This window comes from Bradyrhizobium yuanmingense (genome assembly GCF_029167105.1).
Lineage (GTDB): Bacteria > Pseudomonadota > Alphaproteobacteria > Rhizobiales > Xanthobacteraceae > Bradyrhizobium > Bradyrhizobium yuanmingense_A.
Genome location: NZ_JARFML010000013.1, coordinates 74,694 through 89,789, shown reverse-complemented (window position 1 = coordinate 89,789; position 15,096 = coordinate 74,694). Strand labels below are relative to the sequence as shown.

Sequence of the window (15,096 nt, the reverse complement as noted above, 5' to 3'; positions counted from 1 at the left end):
ACCTTGAGATGATCCGCAAGGCAACAGCAGTCTGGAAGGGTACTGGTCGCGATGGCACGGGCCATCTGTCGAGCGAATCCGGCGTGCTTGCCGGGACGCCCTATTCGTTCAAGACTCGCTTCGAGAACGAGAAGGGCACCAATCCCGAAGAGTTGATCGCCGCAGCCCATGCCGGCTGCTTCACCATGGCGCTCGCCTTCGGCCTGCAGATGGCCGGTTTCACGCCCGACGAGCTCTCGACCGAAGCCGCCGTCACGCTCGAGCCCGAGGGCAAGGGCTTCAAGATCAGCAAATCCGCGCTGACCCTGCGGGCGAAAGTGCCTGGTCTCGACGATGCCGGCTTCGCCCGGCTCGCCGGCGAGGCCGAGAAGAACTGCCCGGTGTCCAAGGTGCTCAACGCCGCCATCACGCTCGACGCCAAGCTGGTCTAGAGCGATGGACTGAGGCTCGATCGCTGCAAAGCGGAGGTGCGCTCCCTCTCCCGCTTGCGGGAGAGGGTTGGGAAGAGGGTGTTTCCGCAATGGGATAGTCTCCTAGAGGAGAAAGCCCTCACCCGCGCCTACGGCGCGACCTCTCCCGCAAGCGGGAGAGGCTGCACCGAGCCCGGCGACCGGGTGAGCGTCAACGCGCGGCTTTCGGCCGGGCGGCGGAAAGCCTATATGATGGACAAGCTGTTGAGCGATCATTGGGAGCACATCACATGACGACGGAACGCGCAGTTTTGGCCGGCGGCTGCTTCTGGGGCATGCAGGATCTGATCCGCAAGCAGCCGGGCGTGATCTCCACCCGAGTCGGTTACACCGGTGGGCACGTCAAGAACGCCACCTACCGCAATCACGAAGGCCATGCCGAAGCGATCGAGATCGTGTTCGATCCGGCCAGGACCAGCTTCCGGACCATGCTGGAGTTCTTCTTCCAGATCCATGATCCGACCACGCTCAACCGTCAGGGCAACGATATCGGCACGAGCTACCGCTCGGCGATCTTCTACACCAGCGAGGAGCAGAAGCGGACTGCCGAAGACACCATTGCCGACGTCGAGGCCTCCGGCCTGTGGCCCGGCAAGGTGGTGACCGAGGTCGCGCCCGCGCGCGAGTTCTGGGAAGCCGAGCCCGAGCATCAGGATTATCTCGAACGCTATCCTGACGGCTACACCTGCCACTTCATACGGCCCGGCTGGAAGCTGCCGCGTCGCGCGGCGGCGGTCGGAGGCTAAAGCCTGAAGAAGGTGGTTCGCCGGCTGCGGCGGTCCGCCTCTTCATCGGTCAAAGTCGACGCATGTCCGCTCACGCATCGACATGCGACGTCCGGCGCTGCTCCGCGGTGACGATCTGCGCCGTCAAGGTGACGAGCCCCATCAGGGCGGCCAGCAGCCAGAATGCCAGCGGCAGTCCGCCGAGCTGTGCGACGAAGCCGACGCCGGCAGGGCCGAGCAGGACGCCTGCATAACCTGCCGTCGTGATCGCCGCGACCGCAAGTCCCGTGGGCATCACCTTTTGCTGCGCCGCCCGGCGGAACAGCACGGGCACGAGGTTCGAGGCGCCGAGCCCGATCAGCAGGAATCCAGCAATGGCGACCCCTGTAACGGGCGCGGTGAGCAGCACCACGAAGCCGGCGATGGCAATGAGGCTGCCCCACAGTAACGTCGTGCGGTCTCCGATGCGTGCAACGACCGCGTCGCCAGCGAGCCGGCCGATGGTCATCGCGATCGAGAACACGATGTAACCGACGCCGCCTTGCGCCTCGCTGACGAGCCCGGCGCCGATCACGAGCAGCGCGCCCCAATCGAGCATCGCGCCTTCGACCAGGAAGGTGATGGCGCCGAGCAGCGCCAGCAGCAGCACCGATCCATGCGGCAACACGAACAACGGGCCTTCCTGCACCTGCACCGAGCGAAGCAGGCGCGGCCAGGTCACCAGCATCGCGATCAGCATCAGCACGGAGCAGATCAGCGTGCAGGCGAGCGCCCCGAGCTGCAGCGAGAGCAGCGCCGTCATCAGCGCGGATCCGGCGAACCCGCCGATGCTGAACAGGGCGTGAAATCCGGACATCAGCGGGCGTCGCGCGGCGCGTTCCACCTCCACGGCGTGGATGTTCATGGCGACGTCGATCGAGCCGAGCGCGGCGCCGAACGCAAGCAGCGCCAGCGCCAGCGACAGCGGCGAGCTTGCGATGGCGAGCAGCGGCAGCACCAGCGTCAGACCGAGTCCGCCCGCGACGATGATCGGCCGGCTGCCGTAGCGCGCGCTGAGCACGCCGGTCAGCAGCATCGCCACGACCGAGCCGATGCCGAGGCTGAGCAGGAGCAGCCCGAGAACTCCGTCGTCGACGGCGAGCCGCGCCTTCGCGAACGGCACCAGGGGTGCCCAGCACGCGATGCCGAAGCCCGCAACGAGGAAGGCAAGCCGCGTCGCAAGGCGGGTTGCCGGCCGGTCGGCAGAAGACATGGGAACTCCGGGAAAGCAGGGAGAGGCGGTCGACAGGCCCGAGGATTGCCGCGGCTTTATGGCAGAGCTCTGCTCGAATGGTCGTGGCAGGCGCTCGACGGCTGCATGCCTCGACCTAACTGCCGAGGATCCGGCGGCAGGCGTCGACGAATACCTCAGCTCCGGTGACGATGTCCGCATCGGAGGTGTTCTCGGTCCAGTGATGGCTGATGCTGCCGATCGACGGCACGAACAGCATGCCGGCGGGCATGACGGTTGCGAGCATCTGCGCATCGTGGCCGGCGCCGCTGGGCATGCGGATGGAACGGCCACCGGCGACGGCCTTGCTCGCGGCCTCGATCGCGTCCTGAAAGCCCGCGTTCATCATCGCGGGTGCGCCGGTGCGCAGCTTCGTCACCGTGACCGTGCAGGGGCCGTTGGCACTGGCCTCGTCCGCCATGGTCCGGAGCAATTGCTCCAGCCGGGCGATGACGGTCGGGTCGTCGTCGCGGATCTGGAACAACATCTCCGCGCCACCGGGAATGATGCTCGGCGCGCCCGGATCGAGCGTGATGCGGCCGGTGGTCCAGACCGTGCGCGGGCCGCAGGCCACCGGGAAACGCTCGTCGATCGCCACGCAGAACTTGGCCAACGCAAGGCCAGCATCCTTGCGCACCGCCATGCGTGTGGTGCCGGCATGGTTCTGCTCGCCGACAAAATTGATCTGGTACTGCCAGATGCCGACGATGGACGTCACGACGCCGATCGCCAGGCGACCGCTTTCGAGCGTGTCGCCCTGCTCGATATGCGCCTCGAGATAGCCGACGTGCCGTCCCGGTTCGGCAGTGATGCGCGGACGCCCCGTGAGCCCCATGTCGGCAAGGGCATCGCGCATGGTGCGGCCGCTGGTGCGGTCGCGCGCAGCGTCGATGTCGGCCTCGGTCACCTGTCCGACATAGGAGCGCGAGCCGAGGAAGTGGCCGAAATGTCCCTCCTCGTCGCACCAGGCGGCGACCTCGACCGCACCGTTCACGGAAACGTCGGCATTGAGCACGCGCGCCGCCTCGAGCGCATAGACGACGCCGAGCGGGCCGTCGAGCCAGCCGGCATAGTTCTGGCTTTCCAGGTGCGAGCCCGCCAGCAGTTTCGGCCCGGGCTTCGAGCTCGTCCCGAACACATTGCCGATGCCGTCGATCGTCGCGGAGAGCTCGGCCTCGGGCAGCTTCTGGACGAGCCACTCCAGCGACAGCTTGTGCGGCTCGGAGAAGGTCGGTTTGTGCACGCCGGTCTTGTAGGCGCCGAAGGCGCGCAGTGCATGGAGGTCGGCGAGAACGCGATGGCCGTCGGCGCGAGCGTCAGACATGTTCGGCAACCTTCAGCGCCTCGGTGCGGATCTCCTCGACCAGCCGTTCCTTCAGCTGGACGAATTCTGGCGTGGTCTTGATCTTGTAGGAGCGGGGATGTGGCAGGTCTACATGAATGTCCGCCTTGATGCGGCCGGGGCGCGCGCTCATGACGATGACGCGGCTGCCGAGGAAGATCGCCTCCTCGATGTCGTGGGTCACGAACAGCACGGTCTTCTGGTCGCGCTCCCAAATCCCGAGCAGCATTTCCTGCATCAGGGCGCGGGTCTGATTGTCGAGCGCGCCGAACGGCTCGTCGAGCAGCAGGATTTTCGGGTCGTTGGCGAGCGCGCGCGCGATCGCGGTTCGCTGCTGCATGCCGCCGGAGAGCTGCTTGGGCCAATGGTTTTCGAAGCCGGACAGCCCGACCTGGCGGATGAAGGCATCGGCGATCTTGTGTCGCTCCGCCTCGGACACGCCGCGCTCGCGCAGGCCGAAGGCGATGTTCTCGCGCACCGTCAGCCAGGGAAACAGCGTGTAGGACTGGAACACCATGCCGCGATCGGCGCCCGGCCCGGTCACCTCGCGTCCGTCGAGCGTGACGCGGCCGCCAGTCGGACGGTCGAGGCCGGCGACGATGCGCAGCAGCGTGGACTTGCCGCAGCCGGAGGGACCGAGGATGGTGACGAAGTCGTTGTTGCCGATGGTGAGGTCGGTCGGCTCCAGCGCCCGCGTCGGCGCGTTGCCGTGACGCGCGGGGAAGGTGCGCGAGACCTGCTCGATCCTAAGAATGGTCATGCCAGCTTCCAGGGAAACAGCCAGGCATTGAACGCCTTGAACAGGAAGTCCGAGATCAGGCCGATCAATCCGATCACGATGATGCCGAAGATGATCTGGCCGGTGTTGAGCAGCGCCTGGCTGTCGGTGATCATATGACCGATGCCCGAGGACGAGCCGATCAGCTCGGCGACGATGACGTAGGTCCAGGCCCAGCCCAGCACCAGCCGCAGGATCTCCGCGATCTCCGGCGCGGAGGAGGGCAGCAGCACGCGGCGGATGATGCCGCGGTCGCTGGCGCCCAGCGTGTAGGCGGCCTCGACCAGATCGCGCCGCGTGGCACCGACCGTCACCGCGACCATCAGGATGACCTGGAACACCGAGCCGATGAAGATGACGAGCAGCTTTTGCAATTCGCCGATGCCGGCCCACAGGATCAGCAGCGGGATGAAGGCCGAGGCGGGCAGATAGCGTGCAAATGAGACGAAGGGTTCGAGGAAGGCTTCGACCGGCTTGTAGGCGCCCATCAGCACGCCGAGCGGCACCGCAATGACCGCCGCGAGCGCAAAGCCGCCGACGACGCGCCAGATCGTCATGCCGATGTCGAACAGGAAGCCGTGCTTGGTGAGCAGCTCGACGCCCTCCTGCACCATGGTGAGCGGATTGGCGAGGAAGGTCTTCGATACATGGCCGCCGAACGTCGCCCATGACCAGAGGGCGACGAACAGCACGAAGAACGCGAGGCCATATGCCGCACGTTGCTTCGATGTCACGGGATCCAGGGGACGCATCAAACTGTATCCGAATGGTGCGCCGGCTCCGCCTGAGGCGGAACCGGCAGCTTGGAGAACGTTACTTGATGAAGCTCGCGTCGTAGAGGTCCTCGACCTTCGGCACGGCCTTGATGATGCCGATCTCGAGCAGGAGCTCGGCGGCCTCCTTGTTGAAGGTCAGGAACTCGCCCGCGAAGAACTTCTGGTTTGCGGCCTTGTCCTGCCAGCGCAGATATTTCGCCGAGTTGCCGAACTGCTCGCCGGTCTGCTTCACGTCGGCGCCCATGATCTCGTAGGACTTGGCCTGGTCCTTGGCGATCATCTCGATCGCCTCGAAATAGCTGTCGGCGAGCGCCTTGGCCGCCTTCGGATTTTCCGTCAGGAACTTCGGCGTGCAGCCAAAAGTGTCCATCACCATCGGATAGTCCAGCGTGGTCGCGATGATCTTGCCCTTGTCGGGCGCGGCACGCACGGTCGACAAGTATGGCTCATAGGTCATCGCTGCATCGTTCTGGCCGGAGACGAAGGCCTGCGCCGCAGCCGCCGGCTCGAGGTTCACGACGGTTACGTCCTTCGTGGTGAGGCCGTTCTTCTTCAGCATCCAGGCCAGCGCGAAGTAGGGCGAGGTGCCCGGTGCGGAGGCGGCGACGGTCTTGCCCTTCAGGTCCTTGATCGCGGCGATGTCGTTGCGCACGGCCATGCCGTCGGCGCCGTAGCTCTTGTCGAGCTGGAAGATCTGCTTGGTGGCGACGCCGTTGGCGTTCCAGGAGATCCAGGTCTCGACCGTGGTCGCCGCGCACTGGATGTCGCCGGAGGCGATGGCGAGATGGCGGTCCTTCTGCGGGATCTTCTTGATGGTGACGTCGAGGCCGTTCTTCTTGAAGATACCGGCCTCCCTCGCCAGCGTCAGCGGCGCGAAGCCGGTCCATCCGGAAATGCCGATGCCGACCTTCACGTCCTGAGCGAGCGCCGGAGTAGAGGCCGCGAGAGCAATGATTGTCGCAAATACTGTCGAATTACGCATGATTATCGTCCTCTTGCCGATCGATGGTTTGACGTCCTGTTGATCTCTGCCGGCCCATATGGGCGGTTCCGCGAAGCGTTGCACGATTTGTGCCGACATATCCTCTCAGCCTCCCTTGAATCGGGCGACAAGGCGGTGAGAGTCACCGGGATAGAGCAGGCGCACCGCGGTGATGGTGCGTGCGCTGCGCCAGGTGTAGCGTTCGATCACGAGGCAGGGTGCGCCGACGGCGATGTCGAGCGCTTCCGCCGTGCGGTCGTCCGCAACGATGGCGCTGATCGTGTGCTCGGCCTCGGTCCATGGGACATGGTGAAGCAGCCATGAGCCGGGCGGCTCGCGCGAAAAATCCGCGGTCGCAGCATTGGGCACGGACGAGAGGTCGATCAGCCTGTCCTCGACCGCGAACGGGACCTTATCGGCGCTGTGCCGGCAGGTGATCGCGACCACCTTGCTGGCCTTCTTCACGCCGAGCCGGTCGCGGTCGGCGGCCGTCGCCGCGCGCAGCTTGCGGCCGATCAGCTCGTAGCCGTAACTGCGCCCGAGCGCTGTGATCTCGGCGCGGATGTCGGCGATCTTGAGCACCGCCGACTGGTGCTGCGGCCGGCGCACGAACGAGCCGGCGCGCCGCCGCCTCTCGATCAGATCGGCCTGCGCCAGCTCAGACAGTGCCTTGTTCACGGTCATGCGCGAGCAGCCGTAGCGCGCGACCAGCTCGTGCTCGAAGGGAATGCGATGGCCGGGCGGCCACTCGCCGGTCAGGATGCGCTTCTCGATGTCGGCGCGGATGCGCTTGTAGAGCGTCGGCTTGTCGGCATCGGCGACGAGGCTCATGCAACGAGCCTCCGCATCGATGTATTGAAGCGCTCACGCGCGGGCTGGCGCCGCTTGTGCCGCCCGCCTTCTACCACCTTGTTGCCGCCGGCCCAGACGCAATCGATGGCGACGCCGCCGCCGGCGAAGATCCAGCCGTCGATGATAGCGTCCTGCGCGCGTCCCGCCAGCGACGGATGCGCCGTGTCGAGCGTGACGATATCGGCACGCGCGCCGCGTGTGAGGCCGACCGCCGGCTGCGCCAGCGCCCGCGCGCCGCCGGCGAGCGCCCCGTCGAACAGCGAGCGTCCCGTCGAGCGACCTGCACCGCCGGAGAGGACGTTGCGCTGGCGATGCTTGAGCCGCTGGCCGTATTCGAGCTGGCGCAATTCGTCAGCGGCGCCGATCAACACGTTGGAATCGGTACCGATGCCGAAAAAGCCGCCGGCGTCGACGAACTCCCGCGCCGAAAAAGTGCCATCGCCGAGGCTCGCTTCCGTAATGGGACAGAGGCCCGCCACCGCACCGGTCTTGGCGAACGCCGTCACTTCCTCACTCGTCATGTGGGTCGCGTGAATGAGGCACCAGCGTTGATTTACGGGCGCATGCTCCAGCAGCCATTGCACCGGGCGCCGGCCCGACCAGGCGAGGCAATCCTCGACCTCCTTCACCTGTTCGGCGGCATGAATGTGCACCGGCCCGCCCTCGGCGAGTGGAATGATCGCGGCGAGCTCGTCCGGAGTGACCGCGCGCAAACTGTGTGGCGCGATGCCGATATTGGCGCCAGGCAAGGCGCTGATCGCCTGGCGCGAGGCCGCGATCAATGCGGCGAACTGATCGACCGAGCAGATGAAGCGGCGCTGCCCGGCATGCGGCGCTGCGCCTCCAAACGAGCCATGCGCATAGAAAGTCGGCAACAACGTCAGCGCAATGCCCGAGGCTTCGGCGGCCTGTGCAATGCGCGCGGCCATCTCGGCGGGGTCAGCGTAGGGCGAGCCGTCGCGGTCGTGGTGCAGATAGTGGAATTCGCCGACGCGGGTAAAACCCTGCTCGAGCATCTCGACATAGAGCAGCGTCGCCACGGCCGCGACGTCGTCGGGCGTCATCGCCAGCGCAAAGCGATACATCGTCTCGCGCCAGGTCCAGAAGGTGTCGGTGGAATCGCCGCGCAATTCGGCAAGGCCTGCCATGCCGCGTTGGAAGGCGTGGCTATGCAGGCTCGCAAGTCCCGGAAGCGCAACGGCATGGCGCTCGTCGCCGGAGGCCGGCGCCACGCCCGGTGTCACCGCCGCGATCGCGCCGGCGGCGATCACCACCTGCACGTCATTGGCCCAGCCCGAAGGCAGGAGCGCGGAAGCGAAATGCAGTCGGGTCATGATTTACACGCCGGCTGGACAGAACCGCCTTACGATTATATGTCTAGACATATAAGTCAAGCATCCCCAGGGCGAATGGATACCCGCATGGCAGAGCGCTTCGACCGGATCTGGCACAATGCCCGCCTCGCGACGATGCGGGTCGATCGCCTCGATCTTGGCGAGATCGAGCATGGTGTCATCGCCGCACGCGGCGGCCGTATCGCCTATGCCGGCGCGAAAGCGGATTTTCCGCTCGACGCAGACGCGATCGAGCGGATCGATTGCGAGGGGCGCTGGATCACGCCCGGTCTCGTCGACTGCCATACCCATCTGGTCTATGGCGGCAACCGCGCCCATGAATTCGAGCTGCGCCTGAAGGGGGCGAGCTACGAGGAGATCGCGCGCGCCGGCGGCGGCATCGTTTCGACCGTGGCGGCAACGCGCAAGGCCAGCGAAGCCCAGCTCGTCGCAGGTGCGCTGCCGCGGCTCGACGCGCTGATCGGCGAGGGCGCCACCACGGTCGAGATCAAGTCCGGCTACGGCCTCGACACAGAAACCGAGATGCGACAGCTCGCGGCTGCGCGCAGCCTCGGCCGTGAGCGGCCGGTTACGATCCGCACATCGTTCTTGGGCGCGCATGCGCTGCCGGTGGAAGCCGGTGGCGACAAGGATGGTTACATCGATCTCGTCTGCAACGAGATGCTGCCGGCGGTCGCACGCGCGGGCCTCGCCGATGCCGTCGATGCCTTCATGGAGGGCATCGCATTCTCCGCCGAGCAGACCGCGCTTGTGTTCGAAACGGCGAGGGGACTTGGGCTGCCGGTCAAGCTCCATGCCGACCAGCTCTCGAATCTTGGCGGCGCTTTGCTTGCCGCGAAATTCTCGGCGCTCTCGGCCGATCATCTCGAGCACACCGACGAGGCCGGTGCCGCGGCAATGGCGAGGGCCGGCACGGTGGCGGTGCTGCTGCCCGGCGCGTTCTATTTCATTCGCGAGACGCAGAAGCCGCCGGTCGAGATGTTCCGCAAGCACAGCGTTGCCATGGCGCTGGCGACCGACTGCAATCCCGGCAGCTCGCCACTGACCTCGCTGCTGCTCGCGATGAACATGGGCGCGACATTGTTCCGGATGAATGTGGCCGAGTGCCTCGCCGGCGTCACCCGTGAAGGCGCGCGGGCGCTCGGCTTGCTGAACGAGACCGGCACATTGGAAACCGGCAAATGGTGCGACCTCGCGATCTGGGAGATCGAGCGGCCCGCCGAGCTGGTCTACCGCATCGGCTTCAATCCGCTGCACAAGCGGGTATGGAGGGGACAGTGACGAAGCAGGAGACGGCGATCGTCGTCAAGCCGGGAACAGTGAGCCTCGACGATCTCGCGCGCGTGCTCGAAGGTGCCCCCGTCGTGCTCGATCCCTCGTTCTGGCCGCGGGTCGAGGCGGCTGCGCAGATCGTCACGCGGGCCGCGCAGGCCGACGTCCCCGTCTACGGCATCAACACCGGCTTCGGGAAGCTCGCATCGAAGCGCATCCCGCCGGACCAGACCGCGCTGCTCCAGCGCAACCTCATCGTCTCGCATTGCTGCGGCGTCGGCCAGCCGACACCGGAGCCCATCGTGCGCCTGATGATGGCGCTGAAGATCGTCTCGCTCGGCCGCGGCGCTTCCGGCGTGCGCCGCGCCGTGATCGAGCAGTTGCAGGACATGCTGGCCCGTGGCGTCTATCCGCTGGTGCCGCAGCAGGGCTCGGTCGGCGCCTCCGGCGATCTGGCACCGCTCGCGCATATGACGGCCGTGATGATCGGCGAAGGCCAGGCGATCGTCGATGGTAAGACTGTATCCGGCAGCGAGGCACTCGCGGCCGCCGGCCTCACGCCGCTGACCCTTGGGCCGAAGGAAGGCCTCGCGCTGATCAACGGCACACAATTCTCGACCGCCTACGCTCTCTCGGGCGTACTGCGCGCGTTTCGCCTCGCCCGCGCCGCACTCGTGACCGGTGCGCTGTCGGTGGATGCGGCGATGGCCTCGACGGCGCCGTTCCGGCCCGAGATCCAGGCGCTGCGCGGCCATGCCGGCCAGATCGCCGCGGCGGCGACGCTGACCGCGCTGCTCGATGGCAGCGACATCCGCCTGTCGCATCTCGAGGGCGATGAACGCGTGCAGGATCCTTATTGCCTGCGCTGCCAGCCGCAAGTTGCAGGCGCCGCGCTCGATCTGATCACGCAGGCGGCGCACACGCTGATCGTGGAGGCCAATGCCGTCACCGACAATCCGCTGGTGCTGGTCGAGACCGGGGAGATCGTCTCCGGCGGCAATTTCCACGCCGAGCCGGTGGCGTTTGCCGCAGATGCCATCGCGCTGGCGCTGTCGGAAATCGGCGCCATCAGCGAGCGGCGCATCGCGACGCTGGTCGACCCCGCGCTCAATTTCGGACTGCCGCCGTTCCTCACCCCCGATCCCGGCATCAATTCCGGCTTCATGATCGCCGAGGTGACGGCGGCCGCACTCTATGCCGAGAACAAGCAGCGTGCGCTCGCCTGCTCGATCGATTCGACGCCGACCAGCGCCAATCAGGAAGACCATGTCTCGATGGCCGCGCATGCTGCGCGGCGCCTGTCCGATATGGCCGACAATCTCGCCGCCATCCTCGGCATCGAGCTTCTGGTCGCCGCTCAGGGCATCACGCTGCGCGCGCCGCATGCAACCAGTGCGCCGCTGGTCGCCGTCATTGCCGCGTTGCGTGAGCAGGTGCCCGCACTGGGTGCCGACCGCTACATGGCCGGCGACCTCGCCAAGGCCGCTGCATTGATCGAGGCCGATGCGCTTCCAACTGCCGCGCTCGCCCAGCTTCCTACCGATCCGTTTCCGAGACTCGTCTGAAGAGGCCCACATGAACCGCCGACTGGACAATGACCGCACCATCCGCGCTCCCCGCGGCAGCGACATCAGCGCCAAGAGCTGGCTCACGGAAGCGCCGCTGCGCATGCTGATGAACAATCTCGATCCTGACGTTGCGGAACGCCCGAGCGAGCTCGTCGTCTATGGCGGCATCGGCCGCGCCGCGCGCGACTGGGAGAGTTTTGACCGGATCGTTGCGGCCTTGCGCAAGCTCGAAGCCGACCAGACGCTGCTGGTGCAGTCCGGCAAGCCGGTCGGCGTGTTCCGCACCCATGCCGATGCACCGCGCGTGCTGATCGCGAATTCCAACATCGTGCCGCATTGGGCGACGCTCGATCATTTCAACGAGCTCGATCGCCAGGGCCTGATGATGTACGGCCAGATGACGGCGGGCTCCTGGATCTATATCGGCAGCCAGGGCATCGTGCAGGGCACCTATGAAACCTTCGTCGAGGTCGGTCGGCGTCATTACGGCGGCAGCCTCGCGGGTAAATGGATTCTCACGGCCGGCTTGGGAGGCATGGGCGGCGCGCAGCCGCTGGCGGCGACCATGGCCGGCGCTTCGATGCTTGCGGTCGAATGCCAGCCGAGCCGCATCGAGATGCGCCTGCGGACCGGTTATCTCGACCGGCAAGCCGCAACGCTTGATGAAGCGCTCGCGATCATGGCGGACGCCGCGAAGACGAACAAGGCGGTCTCGGTCGGCCTGCTCGGCAACGCCGCGGAGATCTTCCCTGAACTGGTGCGCCGCGGCGTCAAGCCCGACATCGTCACCGACCAGACCAGCGCGCACGATCCCATCAATGGCTACTTGCCGAAGGACTGGACGCTTGCCGAATGGGAAGCCAAGCGCGCGTCCGATCCGAAGGCCGTGGAGCGCGCCTCGAAGACGTCGATGGTCGAGCATGTCCAGGCCATGCTGGATTTCCACGCCCAGGGCATCCCGACGCTCGACTACGGCAACAACATTCGCCAGATGGCGCAGGATATGGGCCTGAAGAACGCGTTCGATTTTCCCGGCTTCGTGCCCGCCTATATCCGCCCGCTGTTCTGCCGCGGCGTCGGGCCATTCCGCTGGGCCGCGCTGTCGGGCGATCCCGAGGACATCTTCAAGACCGATGCCAAGGTCAAGGAGCTGATGCCTGACGACAAGCATCTGCACAATTGGCTCGACATGGCAAAGGCGCGCATCAAATTCCAGGGCCTGCCGGCACGCATCTGCTGGGTCGGCCTCGGCGATCGCCATCGCCTCGGCCTTGCCTTCAACGAGATGGTGGCGCGCGGCGAATTGAAAGCGCCGATCGTGATCGGCCGCGATCATCTCGACAGCGGCTCGGTGGCGAGCCCCAACCGCGAGACCGAGGCGATGAAGGACGGATCGGACGCCGTGTCCGACTGGCCGTTGCTCAATGCGCTGCTCAATTGCGCCAGCGGAGCGACCTGGGTGTCGCTGCATCATGGCGGCGGCGTCGGCATCGGCTACTCGCAGCACGCGGGCATGGTGATCGTCGCCGACGGCACGCCCGAGGCTGCGAAGCGGATCGAGCGCGTGCTGTGGAACGATCCCGCCACCGGCGTCATGCGGCACGCCGATGCAGGCTACGACATCGCAATCGAGTGCGCGCGCGACAAGGAGCTCGATCTGCCGAGCCTGGGGGAGTAGACGAGGTTCAGGCCACGACCTTGGTCCCGGTGCCGTCGAGGCGCCGGCTCTCCTTCGCAAGATGGTCGCCAATCGCATCGGCCGGCATCGGCTTGGCGAAATAGTAACCCTGGATGAAGTCGCATCCCAGGCGGCGCAAGGTGTCGAGCTGAGCACGCGTCTCGACGCCCTCGACGACGCAGGCGATCTCCATGTCGTCGCAGAGACCGGTGAGCGATTTGATGATCTTGTGGCTGACGGGATTCTCGTTGATGTCGGAAACGAAGCTGCGGTCGACCTTGATCTTGTCGAGCGGCAACCGGTGCACGTGGCTCAACGACGAATAGCCGGTGCCGAAATCGTCCAGCGAGATGCCGCAGCCCATTGCCTTCAGCGTTGCGATCGATTGCTGTGCGCGGACGAAGTCGAAGGTGACGGCGGTCTCGGTGATCTCGAAATCGATCCGGCGCGGCGGCAGCCCGCTCTTCTCGATGATCGAGATCAGCGGCAGGATGCCCTCCGCCGCACAGACATCGTGGGCTGAGAGGTTGAATGACAGGCGGATGTGATCGGGCCATGTCCTGGCGATGGCGAGCGCGCGCACCAGCAGCGCTTGCGTCAGCGGCCGGATCAGTCCGATGCGCTCGGCGGCCGGAATGAAATCGGCCGGGGAGACCAGGCCGAGGCGGGCGCTGCGCCAGCGCGCCAGGACCTCGAAGCCGGTGGTGTGCTCGCTCATGGCATCGACGATCGGCTGGAACACCAGGTCCATCTCGGTGCTGAAATCGGCGGTGCGCAGCAGATTCTCGATGACTCCGCGACTGCGGATCTCGGCCTCGAGCTCGCTCGAGAAGATCACGGTGCGGCCGCGCAGGTGGCGCTTGGCATGATAGAGCGAATAGTCGGCACATTCATAGAGTGCTTCCGCGGTCGTTGCCGATTGGGGAAACGACGCAAAGCCGATCGAGCAGGACAGCCCGGTATGGGCAGTGTCGAGCTGGTAGGGAAGCTTGACCTGGTCACCGATGCGCTGGCCCAGCCGTAGCAGGTCCGCATCGTCGGGGTCGCCGCAAACGACCAGGCCGAACTCGTCGCCGCCGAGTCGGGCGAATTCGACCCGCTGCGGACCAAAGCCCTCGCAGACCTCGCGGATGCGCCGGCCGGCCTCGATCAGGACGCGGTCTCCGACCGAATGGCCGTAATTGTCGTTGATCGGCTTGAAGCCGTCGAGATCGATGATGCCGACCGCGATCCGATAGTTCCTGCGTTCGGCATCGGTGAAGGCGCTCGACAGCTCGGCGAAGAAGCGGCGGCGGTTCGGCAGCTCGGTGAGTGAATCGAGATTGGCAAGGCGGAAGTTCTCGTCAGAGAGCGCCTGCGTCGCCGCCTGTTGCGCGAGCAGCGACTTGCGGCTGGCGACGAGATCGGCGAAGTCGCGGTAGTAGATGAACAGCACCGTCACCATCGCGCCGGAAACAAGGAGGTTGTTGACCGCGATCGCCTTCAGCGTCGGCTCGCCCGTGGCGAAGAAGAACAGCACATAGGGCACGTCGACGATCAGCGTCACGATCAGCGCCGCCGAGCGCAGATGCATCAGCGAGAAGATGCAGCCGATCACGGTGACCGCCATGTAGAACGCGACCTGGCTCTTGGCGAAGGGATCGCCGTAGGGATAGAGCGCGAAGGACCAGGCGGTGAAGCCGGCACCGATCGGCAGGGTCAGCCAGTTGGTGGCGCGCAGATTGCGCAGGATGTCGGCATCGCTGCGCACCAGCCGGCGCTGGCGCAGCCACCAGAAGGTCCGTAAGCCCGCGAGCACCGTCAGCACGGCCGGCACGATCATCGTCAGCCAGTCCGGCGCCACGTTCACATAGGTGTAGGCGACCGCAATCGTGTTGCTGATGAGGATGAAGTAGAGCAGCGGGATCTGCTTGGAGAAGGCGTCGAATTGCGCCCGCGTCAGGTCCGGATTGTCGGCAGGAACGCGAAACAATCGCATCGCGGCAGCAAGATGAGATTTGAAATCGGCAATAGGCATTGAAATACGAG

The 15,096-nt window shown here is 66.0% G+C and carries 13 protein-coding genes; 5 read left to right on the top strand and 8 right to left on the bottom strand.

Going from position 1 to position 15,096, the window contains the following annotated elements; translation table 11 throughout:
* Window positions 1–8: 8 nt before the first annotated feature.
* Window positions 9–431: an OsmC family protein gene (locus P0R31_RS18645; protein WP_036029314.1), complete on the top strand. Its 423-nt coding sequence runs from the start codon at window positions 9–11 to the stop codon at window positions 429–431.
* Between the two features lie 269 nt (window positions 432–700).
* On the top strand, window positions 701–1,216 hold the full coding sequence (gene msrA, locus P0R31_RS18640; RefSeq protein WP_275515398.1) for a peptide-methionine (S)-S-oxide reductase MsrA: 516 nt from the start codon (window positions 701–703) through the stop codon (window positions 1,214–1,216).
* Between the two features lie 70 nt (window positions 1,217–1,286).
* On the opposite strand, the gene P0R31_RS18635 is transcribed toward msrA, so the two are convergent.
* The 7 genes from P0R31_RS18635 to P0R31_RS18605 form a co-directional block, all read right to left on the bottom strand.
* On the bottom strand, window positions 1,287–2,447 hold the full coding sequence (locus P0R31_RS18635) for an MFS transporter (protein ID WP_275515397.1): 1,161 nt from the start codon (window positions 2,445–2,447) through the stop codon (window positions 1,287–1,289).
* 115 nt (window positions 2,448–2,562) lie between these two features.
* The gene (locus P0R31_RS18630; protein WP_430516840.1) at window positions 2,563–3,789 is read right to left on the bottom strand and encodes a Zn-dependent hydrolase; all 1,227 of its coding nucleotides are present in this window, start codon (window positions 3,787–3,789) and stop codon (window positions 2,563–2,565) included.
* A complete protein-coding gene (locus tag P0R31_RS18625; protein ID WP_275515393.1) occupies window positions 3,782–4,567 on the bottom strand; it encodes an ABC transporter ATP-binding protein in 786 nt (261 codons plus the stop codon). The genes P0R31_RS18630 and P0R31_RS18625 overlap by 8 nt, the downstream gene beginning before the upstream one ends.
* On the bottom strand, window positions 4,564–5,337 hold the full coding sequence (locus P0R31_RS18620; protein WP_225114630.1) for an ABC transporter permease: 774 nt from the start codon (window positions 5,335–5,337) through the stop codon (window positions 4,564–4,566). The genes P0R31_RS18625 and P0R31_RS18620 overlap by 4 nt, the downstream gene beginning before the upstream one ends.
* A gap of 61 nt (window positions 5,338–5,398) precedes the next feature.
* Window positions 5,399–6,343, bottom strand: a complete 945-nt coding sequence (locus P0R31_RS18615; protein WP_275515390.1) for an ABC transporter substrate-binding protein — start codon at window positions 6,341–6,343, stop codon at window positions 5,399–5,401.
* Between the two features lie 105 nt (window positions 6,344–6,448).
* Window positions 6,449–7,174 carry a histidine utilization repressor gene (gene hutC / locus P0R31_RS18610; protein WP_275515389.1) on the bottom strand — a complete coding sequence of 242 codons (726 nt, stop codon included), beginning with the start codon at window positions 7,172–7,174 and terminating at the stop codon, window positions 6,449–6,451.
* Window positions 7,171–8,529 carry a formimidoylglutamate deiminase gene (locus tag P0R31_RS18605; RefSeq protein WP_275515388.1) on the bottom strand — a complete coding sequence of 453 codons (1,359 nt, stop codon included), beginning with the start codon at window positions 8,527–8,529 and terminating at the stop codon, window positions 7,171–7,173. Before P0R31_RS18605 ends, hutC begins: the two co-directional genes overlap by 4 nt.
* Window positions 8,530–8,616: 87 nt before the next feature.
* Here P0R31_RS18605 and hutI point away from each other — a divergent pair, with 87 nt between their 5' ends.
* Genes hutI through hutU form a run of 3 tightly spaced genes read left to right on the top strand, consistent with a single transcriptional unit; the run spans window position 8,617 to window position 13,068 of the window.
* The gene (hutI, locus tag P0R31_RS18600) at window positions 8,617–9,831 is read left to right on the top strand and encodes an imidazolonepropionase (protein ID WP_275515387.1); all 1,215 of its coding nucleotides are present in this window, start codon (window positions 8,617–8,619) and stop codon (window positions 9,829–9,831) included.
* Entirely contained in the window at window positions 9,816–11,387 is a 1,572-nt protein-coding gene (hutH, locus tag P0R31_RS18595; RefSeq protein ID WP_430516839.1) for a histidine ammonia-lyase, read from the top strand. The genes hutI and hutH overlap by 16 nt, the downstream gene beginning before the upstream one ends.
* 10 nt (window positions 11,388–11,397) lie before the next feature.
* A complete protein-coding gene (hutU, locus tag P0R31_RS18590) occupies window positions 11,398–13,068 on the top strand; it encodes a urocanate hydratase (protein ID WP_275515384.1) in 1,671 nt (556 codons plus the stop codon).
* A gap of 7 nt (window positions 13,069–13,075) precedes the next feature.
* On the opposite strand, the gene P0R31_RS18585 is transcribed toward hutU, so the two are convergent.
* Window positions 13,076–15,085, bottom strand: coding sequence for a putative bifunctional diguanylate cyclase/phosphodiesterase (locus P0R31_RS18585; protein WP_275515382.1), 2,010 nt, complete (start codon window positions 15,083–15,085; stop codon window positions 13,076–13,078).
* Window positions 15,086–15,096: the final 11 nt, after the last annotated feature.